13 protein-coding genes and 2 pseudogenes are annotated in these 17,636 nt (G+C 38.0%); 8 read left to right on the top strand and 7 right to left on the bottom strand.

Annotated elements, in window-relative coordinates:
- The first annotated feature begins 300 nt into the window (after positions 1–300).
- Positions 301–1,926 (top strand): hypothetical protein, encoded by a 1,626-nt coding sequence (locus H6F39_RS18730; RefSeq protein WP_190372754.1) that lies wholly within the window; start codon positions 301–303, stop codon positions 1,924–1,926.
- On the opposite strand, the gene H6F39_RS18725 is transcribed toward H6F39_RS18730, so the two are convergent.
- Positions 1,902–2,798 (bottom strand): shikimate dehydrogenase, encoded by an 897-nt coding sequence (locus H6F39_RS18725; protein WP_190397202.1) that lies wholly within the window; start codon positions 2,796–2,798, stop codon positions 1,902–1,904. The genes H6F39_RS18730 and H6F39_RS18725 overlap by 25 nt on opposite strands.
- Positions 2,799–2,951: 153 nt before the next feature.
- On the opposite strand from H6F39_RS18725, the gene H6F39_RS18720 reads away from it, so the two are divergent.
- Both H6F39_RS18720 and H6F39_RS18715 read left to right on the top strand, forming a co-directional pair.
- Complete coding sequence (locus tag H6F39_RS18720) at positions 2,952–3,854, top strand: alpha/beta fold hydrolase (RefSeq protein WP_190372752.1); 903 nt, start codon at positions 2,952–2,954, stop codon at positions 3,852–3,854.
- A 165-nt stretch (positions 3,855–4,019) separates the two neighbouring features.
- Positions 4,020–4,466 carry a pyridoxamine 5'-phosphate oxidase family protein gene (locus tag H6F39_RS18715; protein WP_137909474.1) on the top strand — a complete coding sequence of 149 codons (447 nt, stop codon included), beginning with the start codon at positions 4,020–4,022 and terminating at the stop codon, positions 4,464–4,466.
- A gap of 111 nt (positions 4,467–4,577) precedes the next feature.
- Here the strand turns inward: H6F39_RS18715 and ilvA are convergent, their stop codons facing one another.
- Together ilvA and H6F39_RS18705 are read right to left on the bottom strand one after the other, a co-directional pair.
- Positions 4,578–6,089, bottom strand: a complete 1,512-nt coding sequence (gene ilvA, locus H6F39_RS18710) for a threonine ammonia-lyase, biosynthetic (RefSeq protein ID WP_137909475.1) — start codon at positions 6,087–6,089, stop codon at positions 4,578–4,580.
- Positions 6,090–6,462: 373 nt separating this feature from the next.
- The gene (locus H6F39_RS18705) at positions 6,463–6,756 is read right to left on the bottom strand and encodes a hypothetical protein (RefSeq protein ID WP_190397201.1); all 294 of its coding nucleotides are present in this window, start codon (positions 6,754–6,756) and stop codon (positions 6,463–6,465) included.
- Between the two features lie 152 nt (positions 6,757–6,908).
- Between H6F39_RS18705 and miaB the strand changes: the two genes are divergently transcribed.
- From miaB to H6F39_RS18685, 4 genes and pseudogenes are all read left to right on the top strand, one after another.
- Positions 6,909–8,270, top strand: coding sequence for a tRNA (N6-isopentenyl adenosine(37)-C2)-methylthiotransferase MiaB (miaB, locus tag H6F39_RS18700; protein WP_190372751.1), 1,362 nt, complete (start codon positions 6,909–6,911; stop codon positions 8,268–8,270).
- A gap of 576 nt (positions 8,271–8,846) precedes the next feature.
- Positions 8,847–9,959: pseudogene (locus tag H6F39_RS18695) on the top strand (tetratricopeptide repeat protein); the annotation flags it as partial.
- Between the two features lie 174 nt (positions 9,960–10,133).
- Positions 10,134–10,337, top strand: a complete 204-nt coding sequence (locus H6F39_RS18690; protein ID WP_190372750.1) for a hypothetical protein — start codon at positions 10,134–10,136, stop codon at positions 10,335–10,337.
- A 399-nt stretch (positions 10,338–10,736) separates the two neighbouring features.
- Positions 10,737–11,966: a murein transglycosylase A gene (locus H6F39_RS18685; RefSeq protein WP_190397203.1), complete on the top strand. Its 1,230-nt coding sequence runs from the start codon at positions 10,737–10,739 to the stop codon at positions 11,964–11,966.
- Positions 11,967–12,032: 66 nt separating this feature from the next.
- Here the strand turns inward: H6F39_RS18685 and H6F39_RS18680 are convergent, their stop codons facing one another.
- From H6F39_RS18680 to purM, 3 genes are all read right to left on the bottom strand, one after another.
- Positions 12,033–12,905: a DUF5895 domain-containing protein gene (locus H6F39_RS18680; RefSeq protein ID WP_137909480.1), complete on the bottom strand. Its 873-nt coding sequence runs from the start codon at positions 12,903–12,905 to the stop codon at positions 12,033–12,035.
- Between the two features lie 377 nt (positions 12,906–13,282).
- Positions 13,283–13,969 carry a PHP domain-containing protein gene (locus H6F39_RS18675; protein ID WP_190397199.1) on the bottom strand — a complete coding sequence of 229 codons (687 nt, stop codon included), beginning with the start codon at positions 13,967–13,969 and terminating at the stop codon, positions 13,283–13,285.
- A gap of 400 nt (positions 13,970–14,369) precedes the next feature.
- Entirely contained in the window at positions 14,370–15,395 is a 1,026-nt protein-coding gene (gene purM, locus H6F39_RS18670) for a phosphoribosylformylglycinamidine cyclo-ligase (protein WP_137909482.1), read from the bottom strand.
- Between the two features lie 120 nt (positions 15,396–15,515).
- Here purM and H6F39_RS18665 point away from each other — a divergent pair, with 120 nt between their 5' ends.
- Positions 15,516–17,039: a thymidylate synthase gene (locus tag H6F39_RS18665; RefSeq protein WP_190397198.1), complete on the top strand. Its 1,524-nt coding sequence runs from the start codon at positions 15,516–15,518 to the stop codon at positions 17,037–17,039.
- A gap of 72 nt (positions 17,040–17,111) precedes the next feature.
- Here H6F39_RS18665 and H6F39_RS18660 read toward each other — a convergent pair.
- A pseudogene (locus H6F39_RS18660) lies at positions 17,112–17,411 on the bottom strand (RNA-guided endonuclease InsQ/TnpB family protein); the annotation flags it as partial.
- Positions 17,412–17,636 lie beyond the last annotated feature (225 nt).

The raw sequence follows: 17,636 nt of genomic DNA, 5'->3' as shown, positions 1-17,636 counted from the left end.
CCCTCTCTCATGATTAAGCTGCGCTTAATATCCCTTGAAGGGTGTTTAATTTTTGCCCGCATTACATCCCCACCCTGTAGAGGGATGGGGTATTACGACGTTTTCTGATAAAAAAAGTATAAGACTTCATGGGAGACTCTTTGCTGTGTTTTTCGTGAATAATTCAACATTGCTGAAAAAATGATTGTCTTGGCTTTGAAATTGGGGTCTGCATCTGACTACGAATTTTCCTCATCCCTGTGCCAATTCCCAGTCTATTTGATCATCAAAACTATACATAAAAAGTGACGGTAACGCTTCATGAACATCACAGTTGAACAAGAAGAACTACGACTTTTAAGCCATATCTTGCAGACCAGATTAAAAGCAAAAGTGACCGATAGTCAGGATTTCCAGGTAAAATGCGCCATCAAAAATAATTTATTGATGATTCTCACCCAACACCCTCCAGGGGTGACAGTTGACACTCAGCAAGTTTTTGATCTGTTGGCACAAACATTACAATCCCAATTCAACTACAAAACTCAACATATCCAATTTTTCTTGAGAGTTTTTGGGGACAAGCTTCCCTATGCTAAATATTTCCTAGATTCTCCCATGCCGACAGTGGAGACAGAAGGGGAAACGGAAAGCACGAACCAGAAGGAAAAAGAAACTTCCTTTGTAATTAAATCATCACCACTCACAGAAACAGAAGCAGAAACAGAAGCAGAAACAGAAGCAGAAACAGAACTCATTCCTGATTCATTTATCTTCAGTCCCGAAGCGCCTTTTTTAAACTATTCCTCACCAGAATTAATTTTACACAATCTATCTCTGGATGAAAATGAATCCCAAGAAATTGCCGAAGAATCTTATCCTTTTGTTCATATCCCAGATCAACCGAAAAAAAGACATTTATGGCGATCATTTCCTCCTGCGTCTATAATTGGTACTATTGTATTTATCGTCCTCCTTTACCTTGGTGGTACTTTTGCTCTCCATAATGGTTGTGCAATTTTGGGGTGTAAAGAATTGCAAACAGCCAAACAATTTAAAAGTGAATATCGGCAACAGATCAAAAGTACCAAAACAGATTTAGAGTTATTAGCAATACAACAAAAACTAGATGCGGTAGTGGCAGATTTACAAAAAATACCTCAATGGTCTCCCCGTTATCGAGAATGTCAGGAATTAGTTGATACTCTTTCTCAAGAGTCCTTAAAAATTAACCAGGTGCTACTGGCTTTACGGACAGCAACATCTGTACAAAAAAGAAGTCTAAATCCCGCTAAAAGTTGGGCTGAATTACGTAGTAGACAAAATTTGTTGAGACAGGCAATCACCCGACTAAATACTGTTAAACATGAAAGTGAATTTTATCAATTAGTACAAGGGAATTTACCAGGGTATGAAAATAGTTTAAAGACTATTACCCAGCAGTTAATTAGAGAAGAAACATGGCTGAAAAAAATTGCTAGTGCTAAAACTTTGGGGGACGCAGCTATCAAAAGTCAAGCTACTGCTAAATCTACTACTGATTGGCAACAGGTAAAATTTAATTTACAGACAGCAATTAATACCTTAAAAACTATTCCTGAAGATAGTTTTGGTTTTCAAAATGCCAGTAAACTTTTAGCAGCCTATGAATCAAAAATAACTGTAGCAGATGATCACACCAAAAAAGAACAATTATCAACAATGTCCTCTCAACAACTTCTCGCCAGCATTAATCAAGTCAAAACCGATCTGAATAAAGCTTGTACCAGTAAAATTAAGATTTGTACTTTTAACATCGAGAACAATCAAATTAATGTTCGCTTAACTGTGGAATACAAAACTTTATTACAAACTAATAATCTGACAATGCGGCTTCACTACCAAAATTTGCAAAATGCTCTCAAAGTCATTAGTCAAAAATATCAACTTCCTGTATTTACTGAATAATTCAGTTTCAAACCCAAGTGATTTTGTAATGCTTGACGCATTTGAGTCACGGGAACTGTTTCTTGTTGTAACCAGATTTTTAAAGCCGCTGCACCTTGTTGTACGAGCATTTCTAAACCATCAATAGTTACTATCCCTTGTTTTTGGGCCAGGTGCAAAAATTTTGTTGGTTTAGGGATATATATTAAATCATAGGCGATGGCATTACCAGGTAAATAACCCATTTCTTGACTACTCAGTGGTGATTGTTCAACATGGGGATACATTCCTATGGGGGTTGTATTTACTAACAGGTTAGTTTGGTGAAGTAGATTTGGTAATTCTGTCCATTCATGCACTTGGAATTTATCTGCAAAGGGTGAATTTTGCCAACTTTGTCGAAATGCTTGTAATTTCTGTAAATTCCGCCCCACAACGTGAATTTCTGCTAAACCAAGTTGAATGCAACCAGCAACAACAGCCCTTGCAGCACCACCATTCCCTAAAATTACCGCTTTTTTCTGACTCCAATCTTGCTGATATGTTGTTTGTAAAGGAGCGATAAATCCTTCTACATCTGTATTTGTACCGAACCATTTATTACCTTGATTCACGACGGTATTTACAGCACCAATAGCCTGGGCAATAGGGGAAATTTCGGATAATAAAGGTAATATTGCTTGCTTATGAGGAATTGTGATACTAAAGCCTACAACACCAATACTAGCAAAACCTGCGATCGCTGTTGCTAAATTTTCTGGGGCAATGGCAAAAGGTAAATATACATAATCTAATCCCAGTTTAGTCAAAGCGGCATTGTGCATTAATGGTGACAGAGAATGTTCTATAGGGTGTCCAATTACTCCCAAAATTTTAGTTTTTCCGGTAATCATTTGTATTAGTTGTTGGTTGTACATTTAAAAAGCGGTTAGAAACCGCATCTACACAGGCAAAACCCACCTGTGTGGGTGATAATTAATTTAATTTACATAATTTAATTTACATAATTTACAATTGTTCACAGTAACTTAATATTTTTTGGCAATATGCAAACAAGTATCGCTCCTTTGACAAATCCAATTCCTGGTCAATACTGGCAATGGCGTGGACACAAAGTGTATTATGTACAAGCAGGAGAACCGCAAGTGCAACGTCCACCCTTACTATTAGTACATGGTTTTGGTGCGTCCACAGACCATTGGCGTAAGAATATCACAGAATTGAGTGCAGACTTCCAAGTATTTGCCATTGACCTATTAGGATTCGGACGTTCAGCAAAACCTAAATTGCAGTATAGCGCCGATTTGTGGCGGGACCAACTCCATGATTTTATCAATCAAGTCATTGGTCAAAAAACAATTTTAGCAGGTAACTCCTTGGGAGGATATGCTTGTTTATGCGTTGCCTCTCAACGTTGTGATAGTGCTGCTGGTGTAGTATTACTTAACAGTGCAGGTCCTTTTTCTCCAGCAGAAAATCAAATTCAACCTGCTGCAAATCCCCTCAAAAAACTTTTAGGAAACGCCATCAAATGGTGTTTTAAACAACGGTTAGCACAGTCTTTGTTATTTGAATATACGCGGCAAAAATGGGTAATTCGGCGCACCTTAGAAAAGGTTTATCTTGACAAAAATGCAGTTACAGATCAATTAGTCGCAGAAATTCAACGTCCTGCTTATGATCCGGGAGCCTTAGATGTATTCATTTCTGTTTTTAGCACTCCTCAAGGGGAGAAAGTTGATGTTCTACTCAAACAATTAAATTGTCCTTTATTGCTATTATGGGGAGAAGCAGATCCTTGGATGAAAGCCAGAGAACGTTCTCAGAAATTCCATGAATATTATCCCCAATTAACAGAATATTTTCTCATAGCTGGTCATTGTCCCCATGATGAAATCCCTGAACAAGTGAATAGACACTTACGTAATTGGGTAATTAGTTTGCATTAAAATTAAGATGGGTGGCATCTTCTTTAAGATATATTTCCTTAGTGATAACTTGGTAATAGCAAATTTTAATTTTAATAATTACCTCTTGAGACTCAGGTATATAAATCGAAAAACCTTAACAATAAGAATATCACCCATCTTCATAAAATTAAAATTCTAGATATAATGACACAATCTGTAGAGACAAAACCACAAATTCAGGAATTGCGTAAACTACTGGCAGGTATTGAATGTGGAATGTTAACCACAATTGATGATGATGGTAGTTTACATAGTCGCCCCATGTCAATATGGAATGAAATTGATCATAATGGTACACTTTGGTTTTTCACTTTAGCTAATTCCCATAAAGTCGTAGAAATTGAACATCATCAACAAGTAAACGTCAGTTTTTCTGCACCTAATCAACAGCGATATGTTTCTATACTAGGTTCAGCACAATTAATAAGAGACCGCGATAAACTTCAAGAAAAATGGCAGCCAAAATTAGAAATTTGGTTTCCCCAAGGGATAGATGAACCTGATATTGCTTTACTAAAAGTAAAAGTTAATAAAGTAGATTATTGGGAAAGTTCCTCTAGTTTTAGTCCGCAAACAATTAGTTTTTTATAGTTTTTTAGAACTATGACACCGTTAAATTCTCATCTCTAATAGCCAAGCCAAAATACCCAGATCCCCAACTTCCTCAAGTAGTTGGGGAGATAGGTTTAGATATAGGCTAAATCATCCTAAAAATAACTTATATGCAGGATTATCACTTTCATGCAAATAGCTATAACCAAGAGTATCTAAAAATGATTGCCATTCTGTCATTTCATGGGGAGGAACTTGCATTCCTACTAAAATGCGTCCATAATCTGCGCCATTATTGCGATAATGAAATAAGCTAATATTCCAATCAGGAGACATAGAACTGACAAATTGCATTAAAGCACCGGGACGTTCAGGAAATTCAAAGCGATAAAGTAATTCATTTTCTGCTAGGGGAGAATGTCCTCCTACCATGTGACGTAAATGCAGTTTTGTTAATTCATCATCTGTTAGATCTATGGTTTTTAAATCGTGAGATTCAAAGTTTTCAACCATTTTTGCTGCGTCTGCACGATTTTCTATTTGCACACCCACAAAAATATGCGCTTCTTTTTCGTTAGCAATACGATAATTAAATTCAGTTAAATTCCGTTTACCAATACATTCACAAAACTTTCTTAAACTGCCTCTTTCTTCGGGAATTTTAACTGCAAAAATAGCTTCTCGACGTTCTCCAAATTCTGCTCGTTCAGCCACAAAACGCAACCGATCAAAATTCATATTAGCGCCACAAGCAACAGCGACCAGGGTTTGATTGGCAATTTTTTCTCTTTCTGCATAGACTTTTGCCGCAGCGATCGCCAATGCCCCCGCAGGTTCTAAAATAGAACGAGTATCCTCAAAAACATCTTTAATGGCCGCACAGGTGGCATCTGTATCCACTAAAATAATTTCATCTACATATTGTTGACATAAACGGAAGGTTTCTTCTCCCACTTCCCGCACCGCTACCCCGTCAGCAAATAAACCCACCTGAGACAACCGCACTCTTTCACCAGCTTGCAGTGATTGATACATAGCGTTAGCGTCCACAGGTTCAACACCAATAATTTTAATATCGGGACGCAAGCGTTTAACATAAGCAGCAATACCGGAAATCAAACCACCACCACCAATGGCCACAAAAATGGCGTGAATAGGTTGTTGATATTGTCGGAGTATTTCCATACCAATTGTTCCCTGGCCAGCAATGACATCAGGATCATCAAAGGGATGTATAAAAGTTAATCCCTTTTCCGCTTCTAATTGGCGAGCGTAAGCGTAAGCATCATCATAATTATTACCATATAGTATTACTTCCCCTCCCCTGGCTTTGACTGCATTAATTTTTACTTGGGGTGTAATCACTGGCATGACAATAATTGCCTTTGTTCCCAAGCGACTAGCAGCTAAAGCTACACCTTGGGCGTGATTTCCCGCAGAAGCCGCTATGACACCCTGCTTCAGTAAATCTGGTGTGAGATTGACCATTTTATTATAAGCGCCCCGTAATTTGAAGGAGAAGACTGACTGCATATCTTCCCGTTTCAGTAGGAGTTTGTTATTAATACGCTGGGAGAGATTGGGGGCATATTCGAGGGGTGTTTCCTGAGCTACATCATAGACACGGGCGGTAAGGATTTGTACTAAATAGTCGCAATACATATCAAGGAGTGCATTTCGGGTTGGTTGTTAATTGTACCGCTTGTTGGGTCTTTTGGTGGCAGGTTTTTACAAAAAGATTTCGCCTCTGTAATTAGCGTCAATGTGCTAATAATTATTATTATGATCATATCCCGTGGTGCGGGCATCTTGCCCGCTATAATCATAAAAATCCCGTAGTGCGTGGATCTTGCCCGCTAAAAGTGTTCCTAACTCTTATGGTAATCCGCTGTAAAATATATCCATAGTGATTGTGTTTAAGAATACCCTGGGGCAATCACAGATTAATATTGACAATTACAATCAATAGTAAATCCAATCTCTGCGATCGCTTTTCCCATATCTTTAAGTAAAAATTCCTATACTATATTACCATTTAATGACATCTCATCATATTAGGTATATTAAGTAAAGTAGATTTAGGGTTAGTTGTTAATTTTACCCCTTGTTGTCCAGATGGTGCATTTAATGTGATGGAGTTTTGAGTTCTGAGGATGAAATTTTGGCTTCTGAGAATCAGGTTACGAGTTCTCAGCAGGGAGTTTTGAGTTCTGAGTACAGGTTTGGAAGTTCTGACTACAGGATTTTGAGTTTTGAGGACGGAGTTTTGATTTTTAAGTACGTAGTTGTGAGTTTTGAGCATAAAGTAAAGTTTTGACTTATTGATCATTCCTGTTTTTCAGACAATATCATCATATCAATCTTTTGCTCCCTATATTAGTCAAGGCGAAAATTTTGATATCTTAACTTTTCATGCCCTTCTACTCCAATATAGAATAGTAAATAGACTTCATATACATTACTAATTAAGCGTAATTCCCAATGACCACTAAACGACATTACCACATTATTACCTTCGGTTGCCAAATGAATAAGGCCGACTCCGAGCGCATGGCTGGTATTTTAGAAGACATGAACTTTGAGTGGTCAGAAGACCCAAATCAAGCAGATGTAATCCTTTACAACACTTGCACCATTCGGGATAATGCGGAACAAAAGGTATATTCTTATTTGGGTAGACAGGCCAAACGCAAGCATGAACAACCTGATTTAACTTTGATTGTTGCTGGTTGTGTCGCTCAACAGGAAGGAGAAGCTTTATTGCGACGAGTACCCGAATTAGATTTAGTTATGGGACCACAACACGCTAACCGTCTCAAAGATTTGCTAGAGTCTGTTTTTGAGGGTAATCAAATTGTCGCTACGGAAGAAGTTCACATTTTTGAAGATATCACCCAACCCCGTCGGGATAGTCAGGTAACAGCTTGGGTAAATATTATTTATGGCTGTAACGAACGTTGTACTTATTGCGTAGTTCCCAACGTGCGCGGTGTGGAACAGTCCCGTACACCGGAGGCGATTAAGTATGAAATCGAACAGTTAGGAAAACAAGGTTACAAAGAAATTACGCTGCTGGGTCAAAATATTGACGCTTATGGTCGAGATTTACCTGGTTCTACTCCCGAAGGTCGTCATCTGCATACATTGACAGATTTACTTTATTATGTACATGATGTGCCGGGAATAGAAAGAATAAGATTCGCTACTAGTCATCCTCGTTATTTTACAGAAAGATTAATTAAAGCTTGTGCTGAATTACCGAAAGTGTGTGAACATTTCCATATTCCCTTTCAATCTGGAGATAATGAGCTTTTAAAAGCAATGTCACGGGGCTATACTCATGAAAAATATCGCCGAATTATTGATACTATTAGAGAGTATATGCCGGATGCGTCAATAAGTGCTGATGCCATTGTGGGTTTTCCGGGTGAAACAGAAGCACAATTTGAAAATACTTTGAAATTAGTAGAAGATATCGGTTTTGATTTATTGAATACCGCTGCTTATTCACCCCGTCCCGGTACACCTGCTGCTTTGTGGGATGATCAAATCAGTGAAGAGGTAAAAAGCGACAGATTGCAAAGATTAAATCATTTAGTTAATATTAAAGCAGCCGAGCGATCGCAACGTTACTTTGGACGCATTGAAGAAGTATTAGTAGAAGCTGAAAACAGTAAAGACAAAACCCAGGTCATGGGAAGAACCGGGGGAAATCGTCTCACATTCTTTACAGGTGATATTAATTGTCTAAAAGGTAAAATAGTCAAAGTCAAAATTACCGAAGTTCGTCCTTTTAGTTTGACAGGAGAAGCGATAGAGGTTCGTCAAGCCGCAACAGTTTAATAGAAATACTTAATAGGAATATAAGAGTATGGTGTAAGAGGGTGGTAGAAAAATTATGATTTATGTATCAAATATTTTTACCCCTCCCTAACCCTCCCCTTGTTAAGAGGAAACTAGATTTTCCTGTTAAGGGAGGTAAAAATCAGGAGACACTACTTTTAAAACATCCTCTCAGCAAACCCGGTCTTTTGATGATCATAGGACCTATGCAACTGTCACAAAAAATGATCATCCTTTATTTGTAGTCAGGGATTTAGCCCTGATCTTATTTCCGTAACTTATCGCAGAAAGAACTAAAGTTCTTACTACAATCAGGTTTTAGCCTAGTTGTTTTTGATGATCAAATTAACTCAAATCCTTATCTAGCAATTATTTGAAGATTTAATTTAGTCATTTAACGTAGCCACTCAGCACCAAAATTTTTACAATAGTTTATACACAATACTATTTATTAAGAATATAATTTAAACAGCTTTATAGTCTGATTCAAGGTCGCAATTCTACTCAAGTGTAATTTGTATGACAAATATAATCCCAAAAAAGAACCGGATTCTGTCACTGGTAAATCACGGTTATATGACTGTGTCCATTAGTCTTGTCCTGTTTTGTGGTGTGAGTGTGGTTATTGACTGCAACCGTGTTTTAGCAAAAGACACTGTAGTAAAAATTGCCCAATCATCAGTGAAAACAAAGGAAAATGCAGAACGGCTTTTTGAAGAGGGAATGACACTTTATCAAGAAGGTTCAGCAGAGTCCTTGCGACAAGCAATTCAAAAATGGCAAGAGGCTAGATTACTGTATCAGGCTGTGGGAGATCGCAGTGGAGAAGCTACCACTCTCAATAATATCGGTCGTGTCTACGATGATTTAGGAGCAAAGCAAAAGGCACTGGACTTTTATAACCAAGCTTTACCCATACTTAGGGCTGTGGGAGATCGCGGTGGGGAAGCTATCACTCTCAGTAATATCGGTGCTGTCTACGATGCTTTAGGAGAAAAACAAAAAGCACTGGACTATTACAACCAAGCTTTACCCATACATCGGGCTGTGGGCGATCGCAGTGGAGAAGCCACCACTCTCAATAATATCGGTGCTGTCTACGATGATTTAGGAGCAAAGCAAAAGGCACTGGACTTCTACAACCAAGCCTTACCCATACTTAGGGCTGTGGGCAATCGTCCTATGGAAGCAAGCACTCTCAATAATATTGGTCTTGTCTACTCTGATTTAGGAGCAAAGCAAAAGGCACTGGACTTCTACAACCAAGCTTTACCCATATTTAGGGCTGTAGGAGATCGCGGTGGGGAAGCTACCACTCTCAATAATATTGGTCTTGTCTACTCTGCTTTAGGAGCAAAGCAAAAAGCACTGGACTATTACAACCAAGCTTTACCCATACTTAGGGCTGTGGGCGATCGGTCTATGGAAGCTACTACTCTCAGTAATATCGGTGTTGTCTACTCTGATTTAGGAGAAAAACAAAAAGCACTGGACTATTACAACCAAGCTTTACCCATACGTCGGGCTGTGGGAGATCGCCGTGGAGAAGCCACCACTCTCAATAATATCGGTGGTGTCTACTCTGATTTAGGAGCAAAGCAAAAGGCACTGGACTTTTTCAACCAAGCTTTACCGTTAATGCGGGCTGTGGGCGATCCCTATGGAGAAGCTACCACTCTCAATAATATTCGTACATTAAGAGGATTTTAAGTAGAGTTTTGCAACTAGGACTTATGTAACTGTCACAAACAATGATCATCCTTTATTTGTAGTCAGGGCTTTGGCTCTGTGTTCTTATAGTTGATCAAATTACCTCAACCCAGTTTTAAAGCTAACTTATGTTTTGGGAATTGTAAAGTTTAATTGCAAAAATTTCCAATTCAATTTAAAATTGTTATTCTAATAATTGAAGCCGATCAGGCTTCCCTGGCAGATAAAACAGCTAGAGAGAAGAAAAGAGAAGTAACACAAGTTAAGCAAGAGGTAAAATCGCTGTTTAATTCACATCTGTCTAGTCAACAGACAACGACACCCAACGCGAAAGCTGATATTCCCTCAGATGAATGAAAATCAGGGGGCGCTGTTACTGGTTTCCATCGCTTGTTTATCGAGTTGGTGAAAGGTAGTACATCCCTGGCTAGAGTTAACAAGAAAGGGGAATCAACAAGCGAGTAGATGTGGGTGTTGTTGTTTGTTTATAAGTTTCTTTGTATTAAAATTAAATAGAAAAAGCGAAATAATAGTGAAATAATAGTGAAATAATAGTTATCTGCATCAGCAGATCCAGAATTAGGGTATTTTCGGGGTAATTTTTCTTAATTTATTTGTAAGTAATAATACATCATCTTCTCCTCCTCCCTTGCCGGTTGGGGGTGGATTATTGTATCTTATGTAGATTATTAGTTATCTGTCTAAAATTGCGGGGATTAGGGTAGAACCTGTTTTTAATTCGAGTATGGAAAGATGATGAAAAAAAACCTGACTTTATTTGCTTTCACTCTGGGAATTGCTTTTATAAATCCATTTTCGTCAGTTTTAGCCCAAGTTCCGATTCCACAGCCCATAGAAGCCCCTCCAGCTACCCCCGAAACACCACCCGCAGGTTTACCACCGCTGCAAAAGGTGGACATAGATACTGTTTGTACTCCTCAAAATTGCTTGGGTTGGGACGAACAACTTTGGGGTCAACAGGGAGATAAACAATCACTACTAACTGCAATAGATAACAGTTTAGGTTATCTGGAAGGCAATAGAGCGATCGCAGCTTATCAAACTTACCCAATTACAGAAATTACTTTAGATCGGGTACGTCGGAGTTTGATAAGATTTCGGGAAGTGGTAATTAATTCTCAGTCAGCAGCAGAATTACAGGCCGCTGTGCGTCGGGACTTTGTCTTTTACCAGTCTATAGGCAATGATAATCGGGGGACTGTGAAATTTACAGCTTATTATGAACCTGTGTATACTGCTAGTCGAGTCAGGACTTCTGTATATAAGTATCCTCTCTATCGTCTACCCAAGGACTTTCAGAAATGGCCCAAACCCCACCCGAAACGGATTGATTTGGAAGGGAAAAATGGTTTACTAGGTAATAGAAGCAGGTTAAAGGGTTTAGAAATTGTCTGGTTTAGTAATCGTTTAGAACCATACATGATTCATATTCAAGGTTCTGCCCAAATTAGATTAACTAATGGCCAAAGAACATCTGTTGGTTATGCTGGGGGAACGGATTATCCCTGGACGAGTATCGGTAAAGAATTGGCAAAAGATGGTAAACTACCCCTGAGCGGCTTAACTATGCCGAAATTAATTAGTTATTTCCGGCAAAATCCTAGACAGTTAAGCAATTATTTACCACGTTGGGAAAGGTTTGTTTTCTTTGCGGAAACTAACGGTAGACCTGCTACGGGTAGTCTTCTCATACCTGTAACCGCTGAACGTTCTATTGCTACAGACAAAGCTATTATGCCACCGGGAGCATTGGCACTAATTGTCAATTCCTTTCCCTACCCTAATAGTAGTGGCAAGTTGGAATCTCGTCTAGTGAACCGTTTTGTTTTAGATCAGGATACCGGTAGTGCAATTAAAGGACCAGGAAGAGTTGATTATTTTATGGGTTCTGGTCAATTAGCCGGCGATCGCGCTGGTATTTCTGGCGGTAATGGTTTACTATTTTATTTATTACTAAAAGAGTAAGCAATAGCCAAGAGGCAAGAGAAAAACTTTATTTTCTGCCTCTTGGGGATGCTATGTCAATCTTTCTTAATAAGGTGGATAATCAAGTTCATCATCATCTGCATAAACATAGGAATTACTAATACCAGCCATTTCCGCTTTAGAACTTTCTGGTTTAACTACTTCCTTGCCAAATTCTTTGTATTCTTCAAAAGCTTTATGAATCATTTCCGATTCTGGGGAATCTGAAGCAATCATATAATCTGTAAAGTTTGCGACTGTAGGATGTTTATAATCTACAGTTGAAGCCACTAAGGCTGTATTCGGTTCAATTCCTCTTTCTTCTGCTTCAATTATCGGGCAATAAATGCCATGGGCATGAAATAATGGACCTTTGGGAGTGACTGGTTTTTTTTGAAACCCAGCATAAGCTTTTTCTAATTCTCCTGCAAAACCGCCTGTAATTCTCCCCTGTTGATATTCCGCGTAATTTTTCCCAAAACTAGCACAAGCTGAACCACTCAGAGTTAATTGTAATGGTAATTGGTGCAAAAACTTTTTATCTTCACCGACTAAAAAAATTATATGCCGGGTAAAGGTTTTAAATTTCAGTTTATCCGCTAAAAAAGCATCGTAATTATCTTTAAAAGTTCCTAATTTAATTCCCGTTTCTCGGTCTTTCACAGATAACGGACCACGACGGACTATAACTAGTCTGGGCGTAGTCGTCAGAAATACTGTATCTACTTCTCCAGAACTAAAGGTGTGCTGAATCTCTTGCCAATTATCATCGGGTTTAAAGCCAACAGCTTGGGCATTTTCGCGTTTAATCGCTAAGCCATAACTTTGTAAACCGTCTTCACCATAGCGAGGACTGAGCATTTGACACCAAGGGATTACTTGGGACGGTGGGGCGTTAAATTTTTCGTCTTCAAAGTCAAATTTGGCAGATGCTTTCATGATTTTAGAATATCAAAGTGTTTAATTTTATAACTTTATCTTTTGTACCATATTTTGTACCATATATCTGACTATATTTTTGTTATTTAAACTCAATACATAAGATCGTAGTCAGAACCTGAGTCCTATCTTCAAGACGCTACGGGAACACTTATTAGGGCTAAAGCCATGACTACAAACAAATCATATTATAATTTTTTGTGACACTTGGGTAAGTCCCATCTAAGTTAGATTATAACAATTAATTAACCACAAAGACAGGTTCAGGGAAGGTGTCACCAAAGAGTAGGAGAGGAAGGATGTTTTGTGATGAAATAAAAAAGCTCTTAACCCCCTGGTTATACAAACCGGGAGTTTAAAAGGAGATAAGTATAGATTTACAACCTTTGTAGTAGATTTATACCGTGTGTATCAGTACCACAGGTGTTAAATAAATTGAATTTCTCCGCTAATTGTTGTACTTCCTCGGTTTCCACAATACTAGGTTTCCATGGTTTGGGATTAGTGTAAGCGTAGAAAGTCTCCACACCATCAATTCCGTTATCTACGGCCGCAGGAATTAGATCAAAATGCGATCGCTTATACCGGGCTGGGTGAGCAAGTACGGCTAATCCCCCCGCTTCTTGAATGGCTCTAATCACGTTATTTGCTTGATAAGGTTTACCCACCGCAGGTATTTTTTGTAAATAAGGTTTCATGCTGGGGTGTTCTGACTCAAAAGCATAAGCCAAAATATGGACCTCAGTATCTAGCAAATTGGCGTTAATTTCCGCACCACTCCACAGGTATGGAGTATGTGTATCTGGATTACTGCATTTCCACGCTTCTAACCAGGAATTGGCTGCTTGATAGCCATCAATACTATGATGATCGGTGATTGCTAGACCTTTTAAGCCAATTGCGATCGCTTGACTCATCAATTCACTAGGTTCTAGCCTACCATCGGAGTGAACTGTGTGCATATGAAAATTAAATAATTGGGGACAACTTTGAGCATCAATATGTTGGAATACTTGCTTTAGTAGTTCCTTGGAAACAGTAGTCCGGGCAAAATTTATAACCATAACCCCTCTACACAAAAATTACATTTTTCTCAAAACAGGTCTTACTTAATAAGTGAGATATAACGAATACCGCTAATTGGTAATTACAGATACTTCTTTAACTACACCAATGGATTTTTGCAATATGTCAATAGTATCTTAGCAAATATTAACGCTGAAAACGATGAGTATTTTTGATTACTTCCATAAGGGAATCTAAAGTTTGTATATGACAACTTATTATCCTGCTACAGATAACAGAGGAATTGACCACAGTTGTTTTCAAAGTATAAAAAAATTATAAATTTCTACTACACGAACAAAGTCAATCTATGGGAACTTAGCAAAAATTCAGGTTTTCAAACCCATGAAGATGGGTTTTATGTGTATATTCAAATATAGGTAATTTAGACTTTTTACCTTACAATAAGGCGACTAATTCACCTGTTCCAGTTATAACCTCACCAATTACATAAGCGGGAATATCCTGAGATTCAAAATGAGTAATTAGCTGTTCTGCTTGTTGGGGTGGAACTAATAATACAAAACCAATACCCATGTTAAATGTATTATACATAGCCTCAGCACTAACAGAACCAGCCGCAGCTAACCAACGAAAGACCGGGGGAATAGTCCAACTTTCGGGTATGATTTTAATCGCTTGACCCGGATTTAAACATCTAGGTAAATTTTCTGGTAAACCACCACCAGTAACGTGCGCCATACCATGAACTTCTAAACCAGATTGTAATGCGGCTAAAACAGATTTAACATAAATGCGTGTAGGCGTGAGGAAAGTCTCACCAATAGATTTTCCATTAAATAAGTCTGGTGTATCGGTCCATGAGAAACCGCTATCACCGACAATTTTTCGGACTAAACTCAACCCATTGCTATGGACACCTGCACTAGCCAAACCTATAGCTACATCTCCTATTTGCACCTGAGAACCGTCTAACATTCGGCTTTTTTCGACAATTCCCACACAAAAACCCGCCAAGTCATATTCACCAATTTGGTAAAAACCGGGCATTTCCGCCGTTTCTCCCCCTAATAAAGCTGAACCGGCTAATTTACAACCTGTAGCTATTCCTGCAACTACCTGAGTTAATTGTTCTTTGTCTAATTTACCCGTAGCTACATAATCAAGAAAGAATAAAGGTTCTGCACCTGATGTTAAAACATCATTAACGCACATCGCCACCAAATCTATACCCACAGTATCATGACGGTTGAGAATTTGGGCTATTTTCAATTTTGTACCCACACCATCTGTACCAGAAACCAAAACTGGTTCTTTGTAACCCGTGGGGAGTTGAAAGCAGCCACTAAAGCCGCCTAAACCGCCTAAAACCTCTTTTCTAAAGGTGCTATGAACCAAATTGCGAATTTGGTCTACAAAAGCTCTACCTGCTTCAACATCAACGCCTGCATCCCGATAATCCATGCTTAACTATACCGTTATCAATTGATTATTTAGGTTATGATTATCACACAATTTATTAATCTAGATCAATTATTGTATCCTAAATAATCAATCATTAGTAATAAAAATCTGGTAAATTAAGTGAGCAAGGAAATAACTCAATTTTATTATACAGCCCAGCACAAACCCAATCAATTAATTTATGGAAGTGGGCAAACTGCGGTAATTACGGGATGGACTGTAAAAGAAGCAATATATAAACACTTGCAAAAGAATGAATATGCTGTAATAGGACAACTATATTCACCAACTAGAGGTATAAATTTATTAATTCGTAACCTATTGCTAAATCCTCATGTCCGATACTTAGTTATTCTCAATGCTACCAAGGAAGATAAAAACGCGGGTGCTTGTCAATGCTTAGGTGATTTTTTCCGTCATGGTGTAGAAGAAAGTATTAGTGATATTGGGCGAAAATCTTGGGTAATTCGTTCTTTGATTCCGGGTTATATTGATATTGATATTGATATAAATGCCTTAGAAAAATTACGTCATTCTGTAGAAATTCAAGAAGCGATATCAATTTCTGATGCTGTTGAAAAAATCAAATATTATGGAAATAAAGAAATAGTTGCACCTTGGGGAACACCATTACAATTTCCCATGAACATAGTTGAATCAAATGTCTTTCCAGGAACACGCTATGGACACAGAATAGAAGGTAAAACCATCGCTGAAACTTGGGTAAAAATCATTCATAGAATTAAAACAACCGGAACAATAAGACCAACAGGTTATGATGGAACATGGCAGGAATTAATAGATTTAATGGCAATTATTACCGATGAACCCGATAATTTTTACTTTCCAGAACCCAATTATTTACCAATAGATAGAAGTTTTTTAGAAGAATATATTTCGCAAATTTTAGATAATACAACTAATCAAGAAGGGGTAAAATACACCTATGGACAACGATTACGTTCTTGGTTTGGAAGAGATCAAATTGAACAGGTAATTGAAAAATTAGCTCATGATATTAATTCCGCAAGGGCTGTAATGTCCTTATGGGATGCTAGTCAAGATCATAATGATAATCCACCTTGTTTAAATCATATTTGGGTAAGGATAGTTGATAATGAACTATCTTTAACTGCCACCTTCAGAAGTAATGATATGTTTTCAGCTTGGCCAGCAAATGCCATGGGATTAAGGGCTTTACAAAAGTATATTTATAATGCTTTAATTAATAAAACCGATCATATATTAAAAATGGGGGCATTAATTACCATTAGTCAAAGCGCCCATATTTATGATGATTGTTTTGAAAATGTCGCCAATATAATTTCATCTCAATATAGTAAAATTGCTCAAAGAAAAGACTATTTTGATCCTGCGGGTAGTTTCATTATTACCATTCAGAATAATCAAATTATTGTCGAACATACAACTCCTGGTTCTGGAGAAGTAGTTAATTGTTATTCCGGTAAATCTGCACATAAACTTTCCCAGCAAATATTCACAGATTCTCCTGGTTTACAAGTTTCCCATGCCATGTATTTAGGAGTAGAATTACAAAAAGCGGAAATGGCTTTTTTAATGAAAGAACAGTTTATTTATGAGCAGGATAAACCTTTGAAAAAGAATACAATTTTAAAATCTTGACGCTCCCCGCCCTATAGAGGGACGGTGATTCTTGTTTCAATGAGCAACCTTACTCAAACTTGTTACCAAGTCTCAGCAGAGGGTAATCTCTCCACAAGCGTTATTAGTTCCGGTGCGCCCGACGGTACTTAAATCATAGCCACTTTGTCTTAGTGCTTTAGTGAGAATGTTAATTGCAGCATTGTGGTCACGGTCAAGTATGCACCCACATTTACAAACATGACTTCTAACTGATAGGGATTTTCTAACTATTTCTCCGCAATTAGAACAATTTTGAGAAGTATATTGTGGTGCAACAGGTACAACCACACGCCCATAGACTTTACCAAAATATTCTAACCATTGAGTAAACAATGACCAAGAAATTTTAGATTTTAGATTTTAGATTTTAGATTTTAGATTTTAGATTGGGAATTTTCGGTACAAGTAGGGGGCAACGGCCGTTGACCCCTACAATTTCAGGGCGGAACTAATCCAAAATTGCTAATCTAAAATCCCCAAGCTCCACACTTGAGGGTGGAGTCAATCCAAAATCCAAAATCGTAAATCCAAAATCCACTGACCATCCAGCATCACTAATTGATTTGGCTAATTTGC

It is taken from the genome of Dolichospermum sp. FACHB-1250 (genome assembly GCF_014696335.1).
Taxonomy (GTDB): domain Bacteria; phylum Cyanobacteriota; class Cyanobacteriia; order Cyanobacteriales; family Nostocaceae; genus Dolichospermum; species Dolichospermum planctonicum.
Note: the sequence above shows the minus strand (reverse complement) of the source record. Positions and strands in the feature narration are given on the sequence as shown.

What these genes read in the sequence shown, in the direction of transcription:
- H6F39_RS18730 (WP_190372754.1), top strand. Translation starts at nt 301, where the DNA reads ATGAACATCACAGTTGAACAAGAAGAACTACGACTTTTAAGCCATATC.
- H6F39_RS18725 (WP_190397202.1), bottom strand. Translation starts at nt 2,798, where the DNA reads ATGATTACCGGAAAAACTAAAATTTTGGGAGTAATTGGACACCCTATA.
- H6F39_RS18720 (WP_190372752.1), top strand. Translation starts at nt 2,952, where the DNA reads ATGCAAACAAGTATCGCTCCTTTGACAAATCCAATTCCTGGTCAATAC.
- H6F39_RS18715 (WP_137909474.1), top strand. Translation starts at nt 4,020, where the DNA reads ATGACACAATCTGTAGAGACAAAACCACAAATTCAGGAATTGCGTAAA.
- ilvA (WP_137909475.1), bottom strand. Translation starts at nt 6,089, where the DNA reads ATGTATTGCGACTATTTAGTACAAATCCTTACCGCCCGTGTCTATGAT.
- H6F39_RS18705 (WP_190397201.1), bottom strand. Translation starts at nt 6,756, where the DNA reads ATGATCAATAAGTCAAAACTTTACTTTATGCTCAAAACTCACAACTAC.
- miaB (WP_190372751.1), top strand. Translation starts at nt 6,909, where the DNA reads ATGACCACTAAACGACATTACCACATTATTACCTTCGGTTGCCAAATG.
- H6F39_RS18685 (WP_190397203.1), top strand. Translation starts at nt 10,737, where the DNA reads ATGAAAAAAAACCTGACTTTATTTGCTTTCACTCTGGGAATTGCTTTT.
- H6F39_RS18680 (WP_137909480.1), bottom strand. Translation starts at nt 12,905, where the DNA reads ATGAAAGCATCTGCCAAATTTGACTTTGAAGACGAAAAATTTAACGCC.
- H6F39_RS18675 (WP_190397199.1), bottom strand. Translation starts at nt 13,969, where the DNA reads ATGGTTATAAATTTTGCCCGGACTACTGTTTCCAAGGAACTACTAAAG.
- purM (WP_137909482.1), bottom strand. Translation starts at nt 15,395, where the DNA reads ATGGATTATCGGGATGCAGGCGTTGATGTTGAAGCAGGTAGAGCTTTT.